This window comes from Cohnella sp. SGD-V74 (assembly GCF_003001675.1).
Lineage (GTDB): Bacteria > Bacillota > Bacilli > Paenibacillales > Paenibacillaceae > Cohnella.
The window spans coordinates 283,492-303,365 of record NZ_PVYW01000002.1 but is presented as its reverse complement, the minus strand read 5'-3'; the positions used below and the strand labels follow the sequence as shown (position 1 = coordinate 303,365).

Sequence of the window (19,874 nt, the reverse complement as noted above, 5' to 3'; positions counted from 1 at the left end):
AGGCAATACGGTGAAAAACAAACGTTCTTTCATGTGGGTTGTCAGTCTGGTTTTGGCGGCTATGATGATTTTGTCCGCTTGCAGCGGGGGCAACAACGGAGGCAGCGCCTCGCCGAGCCCGTCGGCGTCTTCGGCGCCGCCGGCTTCGGAATCCGCTTCGGCTCCGGCTTCGGAGTCGGCGGAAGCTTCAGGAGGGTTCTGTACGGAAGGCAGCGAACCGATCACGCTCAAATTCATCTCCTGGAAAGACACGTACACCCCGCTGTACGAGCTGTTTCATCAGAAATATCCTTGCCTTACGATCGAGCAAATCCCGGTCAACAGCCAGCCGATCATGGAGATCATCGCCAGTCTCGAAGCCGCGGGCACTCCGGCGGACGTGACGGAGATCGACTCCGATCTGGTCGCCTTCGACCAGAACGGCCTGGTGGAGGACCTGACGCCTTATATCGAGAAAGACTTGACGCTGCAAGGCGTGACGCTGCCGAAGGGCTTCTTCGACACGATGACCCTGAAGGACAAGAAGCTGGCCGTGCCGATGGTCGACGTGCCGATGTGGATTCTGGTCAACAAGGATCTGCTCGCGAAGAACGGTCTGGAAATGCCGCCTAACGACTGGACTTACGACGACTTCCGCGAGTACGCGAAGAAGATGACGAATCCGGATGCGGGCGAATACGGACTGACGACGCAAGCCGAGTGGCAAATGCGCGTCTTGAGCACGAAAGCGATCGCGGACGGCCACGCGGCCAACCTGCAGTACATGAACGAAGACTTGACGCAATCCGTCATGCATACGCCGGGCGTTCTCGACGACGTAAAATGGCTGAAGGAATTCGTCACGAAGGACGGCTCGCTGCTGAGCAACGCCGAAGCGACCGCGCAAGGCGACGTAACCCGCGAGTTCATCAACGGCAAGACGGGCTTCGCGATCGGCGGAGACTGGGTGCTGCCGAAGCTGAAGGAAAGCGCGCAATTCGAATGGGACGTCCTGCCGTTCCCGAAAGGCAAAGTCAGCCAGCCGGGTTATACGATCTACGGTCCGCTCTCGCTGCTGTCCGGATCGAAGAACAAGGAAGCGGCGTTCCTGTGGCTGAGCTTCCAGTTCACGAAGGAAGCGCAAAAGTGGAAGATCGATCAGGGCGCCAACGCCTCGGTCCTCGATCCCGAGCTCGACGCGTATTACGAGGAGACGCCGATGTGGCAGGGCAAAAACTTCGCAGCGGTGCAGATCGCCAAGCAGAACGCGGTCATCCAGCCGGGCGTCACGATTCCGGGCTGGAACGAGTACAACTGGAACAACATCATGAACGACATCATCTTCGGCGACCGCGACATCAACGAGATCATTCCGGAGACGGAAGCGTGGAACAAGAAGACGCTGGAGCTTAGGGAAGCGTTGAAATAACGGAACGATCCAAGCAACGCGGCGGAGATTGGGAGAGCGTTAAAGTAACGGAAGCATCCGGGAGAGTCGGGCGGCCATGACGGGCCGTCCGGCTCTCTTTTTTCTTCCGGGAGCCGATCCGGGGACGGTTCAGCCGGGCGATCCGATCGCGGCCGGACCTTCGAGGAGGATAAAAATGCACTCCATAGTTTAGGATCGTCTCATTGTTCGGCCCATAGGCGAGGGATAAGATGGATGTGCGCGGAACGGGCGGGCCGCGGCAAGGCGGTCCCGCCCTCCGCCCAGCTTGGCCGCAGATGCCGCTTTTATTAACTATACGCTCGGCGGAGCAAGCGATATAAGTTGAACCATCCCTTTCGGAATGCAATGGACTTCCCTTCGTTGGTTCAACTTGTATCGCAGCGCCCGTCCGGAGGAGGACAAACCAATGATCCATAGAAATCATGTGCAGAAGACGCTGTCCAAAGTTCGCGCGCTGGAGGAGCAGTACGCTCCCCTTATTTTCGAGAAGGTCGGCGAAGTTCCGGTCGTCTATTTCGAGACGGAGGAGCATCTCTACGAGGTTCCGTCCCGAGAGGCGGGCTGGGAGCCCGCCAAGGAAGGGCTTGTCTGGGGCAAGCCGTGGGGCTCCGCCTGGTTCAAGGGCGAATTCGTCGTGCCGGAGACGCTGCACGGACAGGCGATCTATATCCGGGCGAACGCCGACGGCGTGGAGACGTTCTTCTGGGTGAACGGCAAGCCGCAAGGCATCTACACGCATCCGAAGGAAGCCGCCAATCGCGGCAATCATCATACGCTGCTGCTGACCTCTTCCGCGCGGGCGGGAGAGCGGTTCGAGCTCGCTTTCGAAGGCTATGCGGGCCACCCCTGCATCGGCACGCAGCCCTATCAGCTCTACGAATCCAGCGACGGGGGAACGCTTCGCTTCGAACGGGTATTCCGCTCGATCGACGTCATGGCGCGCAGGGACGACGTGAAGGATTTCGTCTTCGATCTGAAGACGATGAACCAGCTCGTCTCGGCAGGGCCGGTGAACGCTTTCCGCAAGGGCAAGCTGACGAACGCGCTGCTGGAGGCGTTCGCCGTGCTGGAGCAGTCGCCGGGCGAAGTCGGAGAAGCCGAGTGGCGTCCGGCGCTCGCGGAAGCGCGCGAGATCATGAAGCCGCTACTCGCCGAGCGGAACGGAGGGCAAGGACCGAAGGCCGGTCTGATCGGCCATTCGCATATGGACACGGCCTGGCTGTGGACGCGGGACGAGACGATCCGCAAGTGCGCCCGCACCTATGCCAACGCGCTGAGCCTTATGGAGCAGTATCCCGAGTATACGTTCGTGCAGAGCTCCGCCTTCCATGCGGAGCTGATGCGGCGTCATTATCCGGATATTTTCGAAGGCATCAAAAAGCGCGTCGCCGAAGGGCGATGGGAACCGAACGGGGGCGTGTGGATCGAGTGCGACTGCAACCTCGTGAACGGGGAGTCGCTCGTGCGCCAATTCGTCAAAGGGCAGCGCTACACGAGGGAGCATTTCGGCTATACGTCGGATACGTTCTGGCTGCCGGACACGTTCGGGTACAGCGCGGCCATTCCGCAAATTATGGCCGGGACGGGCATCCGCTATTTTCTGACGACGAAGCTGTCGTGGAACGATACGAACCTGTTCCCTTACGACACGTTCAAGTGGCGCGGGCTGGACGGGACCGAGGTACTGACGCACTTCAATACGATCCATTGCTGGCCCGACGCCGAGACGCTGATCCACCGGGTTTACGAGAGCGGCAACAACGGCATTCAGCATAAGCAGGTCAACGATCGCAGGCTTGTTTCCTACGGATTCGGTGACGGCGGCGGAGGCCCGCAGTACGAGATGCTGGAGATGGCGAGGCGGGTCGGCGATCTGGACGGCGTCCCGCAGGCGGAGCATACGACGGTCAGCCGGTTCATGCAGGAGCTGGAAGCTGCGTCCGTGAACGTACCGCTTCACGTCGGCGAGCTGTATTTCGAAGGCCATCGAGGCACGCTCACGCAGATGCACGAGATTAAGCGGAACAACCGCAAGGCGGAAATCGCGCTGCGCGATTTGGAGTTCGCGGAGACGGTTCGTTGGGCGGCCAGAGGGAAAACGCCTTCGGCGCGCACGGCCGAGCTGTACGAGCTGCTGCTGATCAACCAGTTCCACGACATTCTGCCGGGCACTTCGATTCCGGAAGTGCACGACCGGGCCGTGCGCGAGGTCTCGGAAGTGATCGCGGAAGCCGGACGACGGACGGCGGAGCTTCTGGCGGAGACCGCCGCTGACGATCCAAATGCCGTCACCGTCTGGAATACGCTGAGCTGGGACAGAGTCGGGACGGTTGCGCTCGAGGCCGGCTCCGGCTTCGCCGTATCGGCAGGGGCGAGAACGCAGCGGGTACGCGACGTCTTCGGCAGCGACAAGCTGCTCGTCGGGGACGTCCTGGTTCCCGCTCTTGGAGCCGCGACGATCGATCTGGCGGGAGCCGGTTCGGGAGAGCCGACCGCTTCTCCGTTCCGCTGCGCCGGGCGTACGCTGGAGACGCCGTTCGCCAGCGTTGTTTTCGACGAGCACGGGTACATGGAGTCGTTCGTGGACAAAGCTTCTGGCCGAGAGCTGAGAGGGCGCGGGCACCCGCTGAACGCGTTCCTGTTCGGGGAGGATTTGCCCGGAGCGTGGGACAACTGGGATATCGACCGCGACGTCTTCGGCAAGCTGCGGCTGCAGACCGGCCTGGAGAGCCGCGCGATCGCGGCGGACGGCCCGCTGCAGCTGCGCATCCGCAGCGTCTACCGCATCGGCAGGAAGTCGTCGATCCGGCAGGATATCGTCTTCCATGCCGATACGCCGCGGGTCGACTTCGAGACCGAGATCGACTGGCACGAGAAGCACCGCCTGCTGAAGGTCGGCTTCGAGGTCGACGTCCATGCGGCGTCCGCCCGGCACGAGACGCAGTTCGGCTATGTGGAACGCCCAACGCATGCCAATACGCCTTACGATCAAGGCATGTTCGAGGTTTGCGCGCACAAGTGGACCGATCTGTCCGAGACCCGGTTCGGCGTCGCGCTGCTGAATGACGGCAAATACGGCATTTCCGTCATGGGCTCGGACGCCAGGCTGACGCTTCACAAAGGCGGAACGCATCCCGATCCGCGCGGCGACGAAGGCGTTCACCGGATCGTCTATTCCTTGCTTCCGCACGGCGGCTTCGGCGCGGAATCGGTTATCCGGCCGGCTTACGAATTAAACGCGCCGCTGGTCGCCGTACCCGGACGGGACGACGGCTCGACTGTCGGTGGAGGCTCGTTCGCGAGCGTCGACGCGCCGAACGTCGTCATCGAGACGATTAAGCCGGCGGAAGACGGGGACGGTTACGTGCTGCGGCTGTATGAGGCGGAACGTTCCGGCGTGAGGAACGCCGTACTGCGGTTCGGCAAAGCTCCGTCGAGAGTCGTCCGCACGAACTTGCTGGAGGAGGAAATCGGGGAAGTTCCGCTGGCAGGAGCGGAAGTATCCCTCGACTTCCGGGCGTTCGAAATCGCAACGCTGAAAGTGTACCCATGAGCGCTCAGCGGAGGGCGTTAGCGCAAGCGTCGTTGGCGCTTATCCTGGCGGCGGTCGTCGTTCTCGGAGCTCTCTCGTCGCCGGGAACGGCTTTCGCCGAAGATCCGCAGCCGAATTGGGAGCTGATCGAACCGAAGTACCCGTCCGCGGATACGTTCGTGGCGGCTTACGACGTCACCGAATACGGCGCGAAGGGGGACGGTGCTGCCGACGCGACGCCCGTCTTCCAGCAGCTGCTCGATTCGCTTGGCCGGCTGGGCGGCGGGACGCTGTTCGTGCCGGAGGGCAAGTACGCGATTCGCGGCAACCTGTACGTCCCGAAAGGCGTGTCGCTCCGCGGGGAATGGAAGAAGCCGGTCAAAGGCGAGCCGATCCAGGGAACGATACTGATGGCTTACGCCGGACGGGGGGACGAGGAAGCGCCGCCGCTGCTGACGCTGGAATCGTCCTCGACCGTGCGCGACGTGGCGATCTGGTATCCGGAGCAGACGCCGGACAATATCGTTCCCTATCCTCCGGCGATCGTGTTCGGCAAACCGAACGTCTTCGGCAACGAGTTCAACAACGCGAAGAACGTCACGCTGGTGAATGCGTATTCGGGAATCGTCTTCTCCCGGGTGAACGGCGGAACGGGGCCGGTCGTCTCGGACGTGTACGGGACGCCGCTCTCCAGAGGCGTCGAAATCGACCATATCGTCGACGTCGGACGAATCGAGCGAATCGATTTCTCTCCCGCCTATTGGGCCGGATCGGGCCTCGAGCTGTCGCCTGCGCCGGGAAGCGCGTACGCGGACTGGATTCGGGAGCGCGGCACCGGCATCGTCATGCGCAGAAATGATTGGTCGTATACGAGCTTCGTGACGATCGAGGGCTACAATATCGGCTTTCACGCGGCTCCTTCCATTGCGAGTCCCGGCGCGATCCCGAACGGCCATAACTACGGGCTGAACTTGATCGGCTGCCGGACCGGCATCTTCTTCGAGGGCGTGAGCGGGGAAGGCATCATGTTCACCCGCGTCCGCATAACGGGCGCGGAGAACGGCATTACGGTTGGACCGGGCACCGCGGGGGCCATTCAGGCTTACGGCGTGGAGATCGATGCGGCGAAAGATGCCATCTCGGTCGACCCGACGTCGAAGACGAGACTTCTGCTCCGGGAAAGCATCGTGAAGAGCGGGAAAGTCGCGATCGGCGGAGGCACGTTCTCCGCTTCCGACAGCGACTTCGACAACGCCGCTCCCCAGATCGCTGTCGGGGAGGAGGCCCGCAGCCTGCTGACGGCCAATCGCTTCAAGGAAGAAGCCGGCATCGACAACCGCTCCAAGTACATTTCGGTCATCGACCACGAGCCGCTCGCCGCGGAGAAGCTGCCCGCCTTTCCGGAGATCGCGGCGGAAATCCGTCTGCCGGCGAGGATGGCGCTGTACGTCGCCACCGACGCTCCGTTCGGGGCCGCTAACGACGGGCAGACGGACGCAACCGCGGCGATCCAGGCCGCGCTGGACCGCGCCGGGGCGGACGGAGGGGGCGTCGTGTTCCTGCCGCCGGGCAAGTACAAGGCGCTCGGAAGGCTTGTCGTTCCGAGCGGCGTGGAGCTGAAGGGCGCGGTCGACAGTCACACCGTGCCGACCGGCAAAGGCAGCGTCCTGGAGACGTATGCGGGCAGAGGCGAGCCGGACGGGGAGCCGTTCCTGAAGCTGGTGTCCGGCTCCGGCGTCAGGGGCATCACGTTTAATTATCCCGAGCAGACGGCCGATCAATTGCCGAATATCGCGGCCTATCCGTATTTGATTCAGGCGGCCGGAAGCGGCGTCTACATCGTAAACGTCGCCATGAGAGCCGCCTACAACGGCATCGACCTGTTTACGCACCGGACCGACGGACATTATCTCGATTTCGTCACCGGCCACGTTTTCAGGTCCGGCGTCAAAGTCGGCGGAGGCGCGCAGGGCGGCAAAATCTACAATTTGCAGTTTAATCCGATCAATTACGCCGCGGGGCGCGAATCGAAATTCGGCGGCTGGCCGAACTCGCCCGCAGGAGACAACAAGGCGGTCTACGACTACGGCTACGAAAATCTCGATTTCCTGACGCTCGGCCATGTGGAGGGCGAGCTGCTGTACAACAACTTCCATTACGGCTCTGCCAGAGGCGTCGTTCTGATCGGCGAGAACGGTCAAGGGCCTTCGGGTCTGAGTCTGGGACTCGGCGTCGACGGGGCGCAAAAGGCTATGGTGTTCGAAGGGATCGGGAAAAACGGCTTGCCGTTCATCAATTCGCAGATCGTGTCCATCGGCGGCGGAGAGAAGACGCGTTATGTGGAGACGTCGGCTTCGTTCGCGGGGGAGGCGGTATTTTACAGCGCGGACTTCTGGGGAAATCCGGCTTACGCGCTCGAGCTTGCCGGCGGGACGCTGGCGCTGAGGTTGGCGCATGCCGGCAACGCCGGGCAGAAGGGCTTCTCCCTGCTGAGAGGAGGAACACTGCTCCTGGATCAGGCGAGCATCGGCTCGACCCGGGCGCTCGTCAACGCCGATCGCGCGCCGAGTCTGTTCGCGAGAGCCTCCATCACCGACATGGGCGGGGTCAACCTGCGGCAGGCCGGGGAATGGAAGCATAATCTCGGCAACATCGTGATTGCGGCGCCCTCGAAGCCGGCAGAGGCGAGCGCTTCAGCTTCCCCGAGCCCGAGCGGCACTTCGGAGGTGGCTCCGGCAGCTTCCGGTGACCCGGCGGCACGGGAAGAAGGCGGGAATGCGGGCGGGGCTTGGATTGCCGCGATTGTGGTGGCGACGGCGGCCGCAATCGGAGTTATACTATATTTAACTAGAGCGAAAAAGAGAAAAGCCGCATCCCGTTCGGATTCGGACTAAGAGAGGCTGACGCATATGACTGCCAATCGCGGCAAGAACGATCGGACGATCCGGGACGACGATCCGCTGCGCCTCCGTTACCTTCAACCGGCTACCGTATGGGAGGAAGCGCTTCCCGTCGGCAACGGGCGGCTCGGAGCCATGGTGTTCGGTCGGACCGGCAGCGAGCGAATCGCGCTCAACGAAGACAGCGTATGGTACGGGGGCCCGCGCGACCGCAACAATCCGGACGCGCGGGAGCGCCTGGAGGAAGTTCGCGGACTGCTCAGGCAGGGCAGGCCGAGGGAAGCCGAGGAGCTGGCGATGCTGGCGCTGGCGGGCGTGCCGGAATCCCAGAGGCATTACGAGCCCCTGGGAGACTTGCATTTGCACTTCGCGGGCGCTTCATCCGATATCGGAGATTACTCGCGCGAGCTGAGTCTGAAAGACGGCATCGCGACGATCCGGTACGAAGCCGGAGGCATACGTTACTGTCGGGAGGTATTCGTCAGCTATCCGGATCAGGCGCTGGTCGTGCGTCTGACGGCCGACGCCCCCGGAGCTTTGTCGCTGCAGGCGCGGCTGACGCGAGGCCCGAACAACCGGCATTTCGACGAGATTCGGAAGCTGGACGACGCGGCGATCGTCATGCGCGGGCAAACCGGAGGCGGCGGGCCGCGCTTCAGAACCGTCGTCCGCGCCTTGACGGAAGGAGGCAAGCTCTCTGTCGTCGGCGAGCGAATCGTCGTGGAGGGGGCGGACGCGGCGACGTTCGTCGTCGCGGCGGCAACATCGTTCCGGTTCGACGATCCGGAAGCGGAGGCCGTCCGCGCGGCGCGGGAAGCGTCCGAGCGCGGCTGCGTGTCGCTTCGGGAGCGGCATGCCGTGGACGTAAGCGCCTTGATGGAGCGGGTCCGCTTACGGCTGCCCTCCTCGCCGGAGCGGGAAGCGCTTCCGACCGACGAGAGGCTGAAGCTCGTCCGGGAAGGGCAGGAGGATTGCGGCCTCGCGGCTCTGTACTACCAATTCGGCCGCTATTTGCTGCTGTCGTGCAGCAGGCCGGGATCGCTGCCCGCCACGCTGCAGGGCATCTGGAATGAGAGCATGCAGCCTCCGTGGGACAGCAAGTACACGATCAACATCAATACGCAGATGAACTATTGGCCGGCGGAGACGGGCAATCTCGCGGAATGCCACGAGCCGCTGTTCGATCTGCTCGAGCGCATGCGCGAGACGGGAAGGGTCACCGCGCGGAAGATGTACGGCTGCGGCGGCTTCGTGGCCCATCACAACACGGATCTATGGGCGGACACCGCCCCGCAGGACCTCTATCGTCCGGCGACGATCTGGCCGATGGGGGCGGCGTGGCTGAGCCTCCACCTGTGGGAGCATTATCTTTTCTCCAAGGATAAGCCGTTTCTGGAGAGAGCTTACCCGACGCTTAAGGACGCGGCCGAGTTTTTCGTCGGCTTCCTGACGGAGGCGACGGACGGCTCGCTCGTCACGAACCCTTCCGTCTCGCCCGAAAATACGTACGTGCTGCCGAACGGAAATGCCGGGACGATGTGCCTGGGGCCTTCCATGGACAGCCAAATTCTGTACGAGCTGTTTACGGCATGCCTCGCGGCTTCGGAAGCGCTGGGGCGGGACGTCGATTTCGCGCGTTCGCTGCTGCGGCTCAGGGAGCGGCTGCCGGAGCCGAAGGTCGGGCGCCACGGCGAGCTGCTCGAGTGGCTGGAGGAATACGAGGAGGCGGAGCCGGGGCATCGCCACATCTCGCATCTGTTCGCGCTGCATCCCGGCGCGAGATTCACCGTTCGCGGCACGCCGCAGTGGACGGCCGCGGCGCGGACGACGCTGGAGCGCCGTCTGGCGCACGGAGGCGGACACACCGGCTGGAGCCGCGCATGGATCGCGAACCTGTGGGCGAGACTGGAGGACGGGGAGAAGGCGTGGGAGAACGTGAGATTGCTTCTCTCCCACTCCACGCTGCCGAATTTGTTCGATAATCATCCGCCTTTTCAGATCGACGGCAATTTCGGCGGAGCCGCGGGAATTGCGGAAATGCTTGCGCAGAGCCACGCGGGAGAAATCCGGCTGCTGCCGGCGCTGCCTGCGGCATGGGCGGACGGAGAAGTGTTCGGACTTCGGGCGCGAGGCGGCTATGAGCTTGATCTGCGCTGGTCGGACGGCCGACTGGACGAAGCCGCGATCCGCGCCGGAATGGACGGGCGCTGCGTGCTGAACGCGGGCGTGCCCGTACGCGTCTCCTGCGGGGGACGCGACATCGACCTGGACGAGTGCGGCGGAGGAGCGATCGCTTGGGACGTGTCGGCGGGAAGCGAATATGCCGTTCGGAAGGAATAAACGGGACGTGAATGAAACTGCAGGTGTAACGCATCATCGACGATTATGACCCAAGGGGAGAATGTCGCGTGCCTAATTTCAGCTTACGTCGCTTGACCGTTCTGCTGACGGCCGTTGTTCTGCTCGGCGCGCTTCTGGGCGCGTGCAGCGGCGGCGGGGACCGGGAAGATCCGCTCGCGGCGGACGGGGAAGAAGTGACGCTGAAGTTTATTTTCGGCGGGGAGAAGAAGGCGGCCACGGACGAAGTGTGGGCGAAGGTCAGCGAACACGTGAAGGCCAAAGGGCTGAACGTGAAGTTCGATATCCGGTTCGTTCCGTTCAAGGAGTTCAAGACGAAAATCCAGGCGATGGCCGCCGCGGGAGACCGCTGGGATCTGAATTTCGACTCCAACTGGCTGTCCTACAAGGAGATGGCGTCCAGAGGCTCCTACATGGCGCTGAACGAGCTGCTGCCGGAATACGCTCCGGACCTGTACGCCAAGTATCTGGAGCAGGGGACGCTGTCCTCGGCTACCCGCAACGGAAGCATCATCGGACTGCCGTGGACGATGAAGATGAACGAGCGGCCGTACGTCGGGTGGCGTTCGGATCTGGCCGAGGCGGCGGGCATCCATCGCGAGTCGGACGAGGTGCAAACCGTCGAGGATCTCGACGAGCTGCTGCACGAATTGAAGAAGGCCTATCCGCACGCCAACGTAACCCGGACGCCTCCTCTGGCTCTGTACCTGCTCCGCGAGGAGTGGATCGATCTGGCTTTTCACGGCTTGGGCTTTTACTTGAACGATCCGAATCGTACCGTGCAGGCGATCGAGCAGCAGCCGTTCTACCTCGAATCGGCCAGGATGAGCAAGAAGTGGAACGACGCCAAAATTTTGAGCCTGGACGCCCCCATCGACAACGAGAGCGGAGCGGAGCAATGGCGCAACGGCAAAATTTTGTCCACGGTCACCTCGCACGAATGGGCCTACGCCGACCCCGGCTTCGTCGATCCGGCGTTCCGTCAGCAAATGTCGCTGCTGTACCCGGACAAGAGATTTCCTAACCGTACCGCTTTGGCGAACGTGCTCGCGATCAACCGTAATTCCGACCATCCCGAGCTCGTGCTGAGATTTCTCGACATGCTGGAGACGGATCGGGAACTGTACGATCTCGTCCAGTACGGCATCAAGGGCAAGACGTATGTCCTGAACGGGGAATCCGCCCAATTTCCCGAAGGGATGCAATACACGACGAGCAATTATTTGGAATGGGAGAGCGGATGGGCGTTCTGGAAACCCCAATTCCTGCGGCCGACGCCGGTTTATCCGGAAGGCTTCTGGGTCAAGGAGGCGGAATTCGCCAGTCTGCCGATTAACATCAAGTCTCCGACGGACGGCTTGTTCATCTCTGACGAGAGCATTAAAGACGAGCTCGCCGCGAGGGACGAACTGGCGAACAACCTTGGCAAACCGATCGAATTCGGCAAAGCCGGGGACCCCGAGCTGGAGACGGCACGCTACGCCCGGCTGCAGAGAGAGGACGGCAAGCTGGACGTCATCGTCGCGGAAGTCCAGCGGCAGGTCGACGAGCATATCGTCGGCAAATAAGCTTGATCGGCTCCGCCATGCGGCGTATTCTTCCTAGAATCGAATAGTTCCCCTGAAAGGACCTCGTTCTTCGCCTTGCGGCGAAAAATCGGGGTCCTTTCGCGCGCCATCGAGGCGTTTTCCAAACGATCATTCTTCCCGAAATGGGCTTCCGCGCAAGTCGACGAAACAAGCCAAATCCGCACATCAAAGTTTAAGTTTGACTCATGGATGGTCGAAATCCCCGGAGCTATGATTAAAGCATCCCAACGAGAAGGGGCAATATTCATGAAAATTCGGACCGAGACCGGGGGGACGGGAACGCGGGCTCCTGCGCGCCTATACGGCGTCTACCGGGAGCTCGTTCGCAATCGCACGCTGCTGCTGATGTTTCTGCCGGTCGCGACGCTGCTGCTGCTGTTCAACTATTTGCCGCTGGCGGGACTGGTCATTGCGTTCAAAAACTTCGACTTCCAAGACGGGATTCTCGGGAGCGCGTGGGCGCAGCCGATCCTGAACAACTTCGACTACCTGCTGTCCTCGGATTCGGCCTACCGCGCGATGCGGAACACAATTCTGCTCAACGCGCTGTTCATCGTCGTTGGGCTCGCGTTCGAAGTCGGGCTGGCGCTGATGCTTAACGAGCTTCGGAACAAATATTTCAAGCGGATTACGCAATCGGTTACGTTTCTGCCTTTCTTCATCTCGTGGATCGTCGTCGGCGTGTTCGCCTTTAATCTGTTGAACTACGAGAGCGGCGCCATCAACCGTTTCCTGGAATGGATGGGCTTCTCCAGAATCGACTTCTACAGCGAAGCGGGGCTGTGGCCGGCCATTCTGGCCATCGCGGTGCGCTGGAAGGTGACCGGCTACGGCACGATCATCTATCTGGCCGCTCTGACGAACGTCGACAATTCGTACTACGAGGCGGCCGCCATCGACGGAGCGTCGCGCTGGCAGCAAACCCGCTACATCAGCATTCCGATGCTGAAGCCGACGATTATGATTTTGACGCTGCTGGCGGTCGGCCGGATCATGAACGCGGACTTCGGGATGTTCTACGCGATGGTCGGAGACGCCGCGCTGCTCTTCCCGACGACCGACGTCATCGACACGTTCGTCTATCGCAGCCTTCGCAAGTCCGGCGACATCGGCATGGCTTCGGCGGCGGGCTTCACGCAGTCGATCGTGGCATTCGTGCTCGTGCTCGGAAGCAATTACATCGCCCGCAAGGTCGACAGGGATTCCGCCATTTTCTAGAGCGCTTTAAGCCGCCGTTCGGGGATCGACCCGTTCCGCGCGGATCGCCGATATCCGCAATCCAGCTTCGCAGACCGGAGGAGAGAAAAGTGCCGTCCAAAAAATTTTCGCTGGGCCAGACGGTCATCGTCGCCCTCGTCTCGCTGTTCAGCCTGAGCTGCCTGTTTCCGTTCGTCATGGTCATCGCGGGCTCCGTCAGCTCCGAATCCGACATCGTGCAGCACGGCTACTCGATCATCCCTCGAAGCGTCAGCTTCGACTCGTACCGCATCTTGCTGCTCGGCTCCAACCGGATCGTCGACGCCTACGTCGTCAGCGCGATCGTCACGGTGGCGGGCACGGTGCTGTCGCTGCTCGTGACGAGCATGGGCGCTTACGCAATGGCCAGGAGATCGTTCCGCTACCGCAACGCATTGTCGATCTATGCGATCATCACCATTTTGTTCAACGGCGGTCTCGTTCCCTGGTACATCATCTGCGTCAGATATCTCGAATTGAAGGATACGATGTGGGCGATGATTTTGCCTCCGCTGGCTAACGCCTTCAATATGTTTCTGATCCGCAACTTCATGATGTCGATGCCGGACGATCTGCACGAGTCGGCCAAGATCGACGGTGCCGGCGAATTCCGAATCTACGCGCAGCTAGTCGTCCCTCTCGCCAAGCCGGTGCTGGCGACGATCGGCCTGTTCGTCTCGCTGAGCTACTGGAACGATTGGTTCCTCGGCCTGATGTTCATCGACAAGCAGGAGCTTCAGCCTCTGCAGCTGCTGCTGCGGACGCTCGTATCCAACATCGAGTTCCTCCGAACGTCGAACAACGCGATGGATATTCAGCGGATCGCCAGCCAATTGCCTTCGCAATCGCTCAAAATGGCGCTGACCGTCGTGACGATCGGACCGATTATTTTCCTCTATCCGTTCCTGCAGCGTTATTTCGTCAAGGGGCTGATGGTGGGTGCGGTAAAAGGATGACAATGCCAGCTTCGGCTGTATTGTATATAACCAATGATGGGGAGAGGATTGCATGGCACAATCGAAACTTAAGCCGACGCTGCTCGCGGCGCTGATCCTGATGCTGGCTTTCGCGCTGGCGGCATGCAGCGGCAAGAACGGCGGCGACGCATCGCCTGCGGCTTCCTCCGGCGCCTCGTCGCCGGCAGCTTCATCCGGCGGCGCGCCGGCCGAAGACGAGGTCACGCTGAAGTTTTACTTCGGCGGCGACAAGAAAGCGGCCACGGACGAGGTGTGGGAGAAAATCAGCCAATACGTCAAGGCCAAAGGCCTGAACGTCAAGTTCGACATCAATTTTATCCCGTTCGGCGATTTCAAGGACAAGATGCTGGTCATGGCGGCATCGGGGGACAAATGGGATCTGAACTTCGACGGGGACTGGCTGTCGTACAAGCTGATGGCGGCCAAAGGCTCCTACATGGCGCTGAACGACCTGCTGCCGCAGCACGCGCCGAACCTGGCCAAGAAATACGAGGAGCAGGGAACGCTGGAGGCGGCTACCGTGAACGGACAAATCGTCGGCCTTCCCTGGACGATGAAGATGAACCAGCGGTATTACGTCGGGTGGCGGCAGGATTTGGCGGAGAAGGCGGGCATTATTCGCGAGCCGGATTCCGTCAAGACGATCGAGGACATCGACCAGTTCCTGCATGAGCTGAGAGAGGCGTATCCGAACGAGAAGCTGTCCCGCACTCCGTCGCAAGCGATGTACATGACGAGAGACGAATGGGTCGATCTCGGCTTCCACCAGCTCGGCTTCTACTTGAACGATCCGGAGGTCAAAATCCAGCCGGTCGAGCAGCAGCCTTTCTACCGGGAAGCGTCCCAAATGACCAAGAAGTGGTACGACGACCGGATTATCAACCGCGACGCGATGTACGACAAGGAAGGCGCGGAGGATCAATGGCGCAACGGCAAGCTGCTGTTCACGATGACGTCGCATGAATGGGCGTTCGCCAACCCCGGCTTCTCCGATCCTTCGTTTAAGCAGCAGATGTTCCTGCTGTATCCGGACAAGAAGTACGTGAACCGGACGGCGCTGGCGAACGTGCTGGCCATCAACCGCAACTCGGAGCATCCCGACCGCGTGCTGCGGTTCCTGGATATGGTGGAGACGGATCGCGAGCTGTACGATCTGCTGCAATACGGTATAGAAGGCAAGACGTACGTCCTGAACAACGAGGTTGCGGAATATCCGGAAGGCATGACGTTCACGACGAGCAACTATATGGAATGGGGCGGCCAGTGGGCGTTCTGGAAGCCGCAGTTCATGCGTCCGAACCAGACGTATGCGAAGGATTTCTGGGTGAAGGAGGCGGAATTCGCCAGCTTGCCGATCAACGTCAATTCCCCGGTCGACGGCCTGTTCATCGCCGAGGACAACATCAAGAACGAGATTGCCAAGCGGGATCAGCTGTACGAGGAGCTCGGCAAGCCGATCGAATACGGCGTCGTCAAGAACGTCGAAGGCGCGATCGCCGACTACGTCGAGAAGCAGAAGAACGCGGGGCTCGATAAGATCATCGCTGACGCCCAGCAACAGATCGACGCCTATCTGGCGGCCAAAAAACAATAATTCCAAAGGAAAGCTCGAATCTATGGCGAAAATCAAACGGGTAGAATGCATACGAACGAGAAAAGGCGGCGTCTGGACGATCGTGAAAGTGACGACCGATCAGGACGGCCTGTACGGGATCGGCTCCGTCTCGGACATGTACAATCCGGAAGCCGTCGTTCAGATCGTCGAGCAGCTGCTCGCGCCGATTCTGATCGGCAAAGATCCCGCGAACATCGAGGATCTGTGGAATACGATGAGTCTAAGCGGCTATTGGCGGAACGGCGCGCTGCTGCAGACGGCGATCGGCGGCATCGACATGGCGCTGTGGGATATCAAAGGAAAAGAAGCCGGTCTCCCGGTCTATATGCTGCTGGGCGGTGCTTGTCGTTCCGCCGTGCCGTGTTACGGCCATGCGGGCGGCAACGATATTAGCGCGTTGAAGGAAGACGTGCATCGTTTCGTCGAGGAAGGATACACGGTCGTCCGCTGCCAGCTGGGAGGCTACGGCGGCGGAGGCTTCCTGAAGGGGCCGCAAGCGAAGCTGCCCGACAACGCCTGGACAACGGACGCGGTGTTCGACGAGCATGTCTACCTGAACGCCATTCCGCGCATGTTCGAGCAATTGAGACTGACGTTCGGACCGGAGGTTCAGTTCACGCACGACGTGCACGAGCATGTCTCGCCGATTGTTGCGATCCAGCTTGCGAAGCGGCTCGAGCCTTACGGCCTGTTCTATCTGGAGGACGCCCTGCCGCCCGAGCAGCTCGGCTGGTATCGGCAGATGCGCCAGCAGACGGCGACGCCTCAAGCGGTCGGAGAGCTGTTCGCCAACCCGAGGGAATGGACGGAGCTCGTCTCCGAGCGGCTGATCGATTTTATCCGCGTCCGGGTATCGAAGGCCGGCGGCATCAGCGCCTGCCGCAAAATTGCCGCCCTGTGCGAGGCGTTCGGCGTCCGGACCGCCTGGCAGGAGGGCGGGGAGAACGATCCGGTCAACCAGGCGGCAGCCGTTCATCTCGACATGGCGATCTGGAATTTCGGCATTCAGGAGATCAACCATTTCCGTCCGGAGGAGAGGGAGGCTTTCCCGGGAGCAATCGAGCGGCGCGGCGGCTATCTCTACGTCAACGACCGGCCCGGTCTCGGCATCGATCTCGACGAGGCGAAAGCCGCGCTGCTGCTCGGGGACGACTGGTCGAGGAAAAGCTACCACCAGCCCTACAAGCTCGACCGCAAAGCCGACGGCACTCTGGTGCGTCCGTAACGGCCGATCACACGCATACAGAAAAGTCCCGCGCGTTGCATGCCGACGTGCGGGACTTTTTTTCGATTCCTATTCGCCGTCTTCATGAAACCTTCATCTAACGTTCATCTTTCCTTCATGACGTTCCGGCGCGGGGATGGTATCCTTTTAGTCATACTAGGAAACTTATAAGGAAGTGAGAGTTAAGATGAGCGCTTATAAAACGATTATTATCGGCACCGGCCCCGCGGGACTGACCGCGGCTATCTACTTGGCCCGCGCCAATCTGAACCCTCTCGTCATCGAGGGCCCCGAGCCGGGCGGACAGTTGACGACAACGACGGAAGTGGAAAATTTCCCCGGATTTCCGGAAGGCATTATGGGTCCGGAGCTGATGGAGAATATGCGCAAGCAGGCCGAGCGGTTCGGCGCCGAATTCCGTTCGGGCTGGGTGAACAGCGTCGACATGTCGGAGCGTCCGTTTAAGCTGTCGGTGGAAGGTCTGGGGGAGCTGAAGGCGGAGACGCTCATTATTTCTACCGGGGCTTCGGCCAAATACTTGGGTATTCCGGGCGAGAAGGATAACGTCGGACGGGGCGTCAGCACCTGTGCGACTTGCGACGGCTTTTTCTTCCGCGGAAAGAAGATTATCGTCGTAGGGGGAGGGGATTCCGCGATGGAAGAGGCGCATTTCCTGACGAAGTTCGCTTCCGAAGTCGTGCTGGTCCACCGTCGCAACGATCTGCGCGCGTCGAAGATCATGCAGGATCGCGCCCGCAGCAATCCGAAAATAAGCTGGAGCCTGAACCGCACGCCGCTGGAAGTCGAGAGCGGACCTCTGGGCGTGACCGGGTTGAAGGTGAGAAACAACGAGACCGGAGAAGACGAGACGATCGCCACGGACGGATTGTTCGTCGCCATCGGCCATACGCCGAACACGAAGTTTCTTGGCGGTCAGCTGGAAACGGACGAAACCGGCTATCTGATCGTCAAGCCGGGCTCGACCGAGACGAACGTTCCCGGCGTATTCGCCTGCGGAGACGTGCAGGACAACAAATATCGCCAGGCGATCAGCGCCGCGGGCACGGGCTGCATGGCCGCGCTTGATTGCGAACGGTTCCTGGAAAACGTGGAAGCTTCGTTAATCGAGGCTTGACAAACACTAAGCCGTCTCATAAGTCATCATTGGCTGCAATGATGACTTATGGAGCGGTTTTTTTTGACAATATCAGAAAGTATAAAATCCGCTATCCTTATCTGAATCGTCTCCGACAAAACGCATTCATCGTCCAGAGGACGCCGAAGGCGTTTTTGCTTGATGGTCAGAAATCGGGACGCATCGTCGACCGGAACCATGTCCGGTGGGCGCGCGACAATCTCGTCCGAAGCATCGAACGGTTCTCGGCCGATTAATGCTAGTGATCCGGCTCCTCGGCGTTGTCGCAAGCCTGCTCCAGAGCCGATTGAAATTCTTCCTCGTTCTCCGACGCCAGCTTGCTGCCGAACTGTCCGAGCTGGCTCGGACTGCTGGCCGGACCGTCGTTGTCCGGCTTGTTGTTTCTTCCCGCCATCGCGATCGTACCTCCCGTTTAGGATTTAGACGAGTTGGAATTGCCCTTTTTGTCGGACGTTTTCGTCCTCGTGTTTTTGGTTGCGTGACCCTGCTGTTTGGACACGGGCTTTCCTCCTTTCTTGCGCATGAATTTACTTTGCTCTCCCGCCCCTGGAATGATTCGTCGAAAAAAATCAATCGCCCCGGTCACAAAACCGTCGACCTCGTCGTTATATGCACACAACATAACGAGGAGTGGTGGAGATGAAGCCGATAACATGCGTCGTCGTAGGCGGAGGTTATGCGGGAGTCAATACGGTCAAGGGGCTGCTGAAAGCTTATCCGGAGGAGGCGGGCGGACGATCGCTGCGCATCGTGCTGATGGACAAAAATGCGTACCATCTGCGCAAGGTGCTGCTGTTTCGGGCTGCGGCGGGCGAAGAGGATATTACGATTCCGTTCTCGAAAATGTTTCCGGAAGGCGTGCAGCTGATCCAGGGGGAAGCGACGGAAATCGAAGCTTCGGAGAAGCGGCTGATCTATATGGATACCCAGGGCGGCGAAGGCGAGATAGAGTACGATTGGCTTGTGCTGGCGGCGGGCAGCGTCGTCCGTCGGCCGGAGCCCGAACAGGGAGGCATCGCTCTGGGCGGATTGGACGACGCGAAACATATTCGCGAAGCGTGGCAGAGCAATCTGCTTCGAGCGGCGAAGGAGAACGATCCCGCCGAAAGGGAGAAGCTGCTGACGATCGCGGTTGCCGGAGCGGGCATCAGCGGCATTGAGACGGCGGCCGAGCTGGCGCATGGCGTTCGTGCGGATGCCAAGCGGCTCGGACTGAATGCGGGCGAAGCGCGGATCGTGCTGTATAATGCGAATAAGCGGCTGTTTCCGGATGGTCCGGCCAAAGTGGGGAGCAAGCTGGAAAACGCGCTAGTCGCCAAAGGGGTGACGGTGCGGCACGGCGTCAAGGTGCTGAGCGAGCGCCAGGGGACGCTGACGCTGTCCGACGGCAGCAGCGAACAGGCGGGCTTGTGCGTCTGGACGCTGGGACTGCTGCCTAATCCGGGCTTGCGGGAGCTTGGCGTGCCGGTCACCGCGGACGGCCATATCGAGGTGGACGGCAGCTACCGGATAGCGGGGTTTCCAGGCGTGTACGCGATTGGCGACAACGCGCGGATCGTCGATCCCGAAACCGGCCGCATCGACGGCAAGACGTGCAAGGAAGCGATCGGCCAAGTGCCCCGGCTGATCAAAGTCATGGCGGCGGATGCGGCCGGTCGGTCCGCTCCGGTTCACAAGTCGTACATGGATGTGTTCTGCTTCGGGCTCGGCCCCGAGCAAGGGATGGTATGGACGCGGCAGTGGGGGCTCGATATCGTGCTGACCGGCAAGCTGGGCTGGAAAGTCCGCAAGTACACTTGGGACTCGGCAAGCTTGATCAAGTAAGCCGGACGCGCGCCGACGATAGGCTGGCTGGAC

At 61.0% G+C, this 19,874-nt stretch carries 12 protein-coding genes; 11 read left to right on the top strand and 1 reads right to left on the bottom strand.

Annotated elements, in window-relative coordinates:
* Window positions 1–10: 10 nt before the first annotated feature.
* From B0G52_RS03890 to trxB, 10 genes are all read left to right on the top strand, one after another.
* The gene (locus B0G52_RS03890) at window positions 11–1,408 is read left to right on the top strand and encodes an ABC transporter substrate-binding protein (RefSeq protein WP_094042202.1); all 1,398 of its coding nucleotides are present in this window, start codon (window positions 11–13) and stop codon (window positions 1,406–1,408) included.
* A 427-nt stretch (window positions 1,409–1,835) separates the two neighbouring features.
* Window positions 1,836–4,982 (top strand): alpha-mannosidase, encoded by a 3,147-nt coding sequence (locus B0G52_RS03885; RefSeq protein WP_158223571.1) that lies wholly within the window; start codon window positions 1,836–1,838, stop codon window positions 4,980–4,982.
* On the top strand, window positions 4,979–7,855 hold the full coding sequence (locus B0G52_RS03880) for a glycosyl hydrolase family 28-related protein (protein WP_094042200.1): 2,877 nt from the start codon (window positions 4,979–4,981) through the stop codon (window positions 7,853–7,855). The genes B0G52_RS03885 and B0G52_RS03880 overlap by 4 nt, the downstream gene beginning before the upstream one ends.
* A gap of 15 nt (window positions 7,856–7,870) precedes the next feature.
* Window positions 7,871–10,201, top strand: a complete 2,331-nt coding sequence (locus tag B0G52_RS03875; protein WP_094042199.1) for a glycoside hydrolase family 95 protein — start codon at window positions 7,871–7,873, stop codon at window positions 10,199–10,201.
* A 68-nt stretch (window positions 10,202–10,269) separates the two neighbouring features.
* Window positions 10,270–11,787 carry an extracellular solute-binding protein gene (locus B0G52_RS03870; RefSeq protein WP_233162345.1) on the top strand — a complete coding sequence of 506 codons (1,518 nt, stop codon included), beginning with the start codon at window positions 10,270–10,272 and terminating at the stop codon, window positions 11,785–11,787.
* Between the two features lie 267 nt (window positions 11,788–12,054).
* Window positions 12,055–13,026, top strand: coding sequence for an ABC transporter permease (locus B0G52_RS03865; protein WP_094042197.1), 972 nt, complete (start codon window positions 12,055–12,057; stop codon window positions 13,024–13,026).
* 89 nt (window positions 13,027–13,115) lie between these two features.
* Window positions 13,116–14,000, top strand: a complete 885-nt coding sequence (locus B0G52_RS03860; RefSeq protein ID WP_233162343.1) for a carbohydrate ABC transporter permease — start codon at window positions 13,116–13,118, stop codon at window positions 13,998–14,000.
* A 52-nt stretch (window positions 14,001–14,052) separates the two neighbouring features.
* On the top strand, window positions 14,053–15,615 hold the full coding sequence (locus B0G52_RS03855; protein ID WP_094042196.1) for an extracellular solute-binding protein: 1,563 nt from the start codon (window positions 14,053–14,055) through the stop codon (window positions 15,613–15,615).
* Window positions 15,616–15,637: 22 nt separating this feature from the next.
* Window positions 15,638–16,861, top strand: a complete 1,224-nt coding sequence (locus tag B0G52_RS03850; protein ID WP_094042195.1) for an enolase C-terminal domain-like protein — start codon at window positions 15,638–15,640, stop codon at window positions 16,859–16,861.
* 187 nt (window positions 16,862–17,048) lie between these two features.
* Window positions 17,049–17,996 (top strand): thioredoxin-disulfide reductase, encoded by a 948-nt coding sequence (gene trxB / locus B0G52_RS03845; RefSeq protein WP_094042194.1) that lies wholly within the window; start codon window positions 17,049–17,051, stop codon window positions 17,994–17,996.
* Window positions 17,997–18,255: 259 nt separating this feature from the next.
* Here the strand turns inward: trxB and B0G52_RS35860 are convergent, their stop codons facing one another.
* On the bottom strand, window positions 18,256–18,411 hold the full coding sequence (locus B0G52_RS35860; protein ID WP_198960588.1) for a hypothetical protein: 156 nt from the start codon (window positions 18,409–18,411) through the stop codon (window positions 18,256–18,258).
* 245 nt (window positions 18,412–18,656) lie between these two features.
* On the opposite strand from B0G52_RS35860, the gene B0G52_RS03835 reads away from it, so the two are divergent.
* Window positions 18,657–19,841, top strand: coding sequence for an NAD(P)/FAD-dependent oxidoreductase (locus B0G52_RS03835; RefSeq protein WP_094042192.1), 1,185 nt, complete (start codon window positions 18,657–18,659; stop codon window positions 19,839–19,841).
* Window positions 19,842–19,874: the final 33 nt, after the last annotated feature.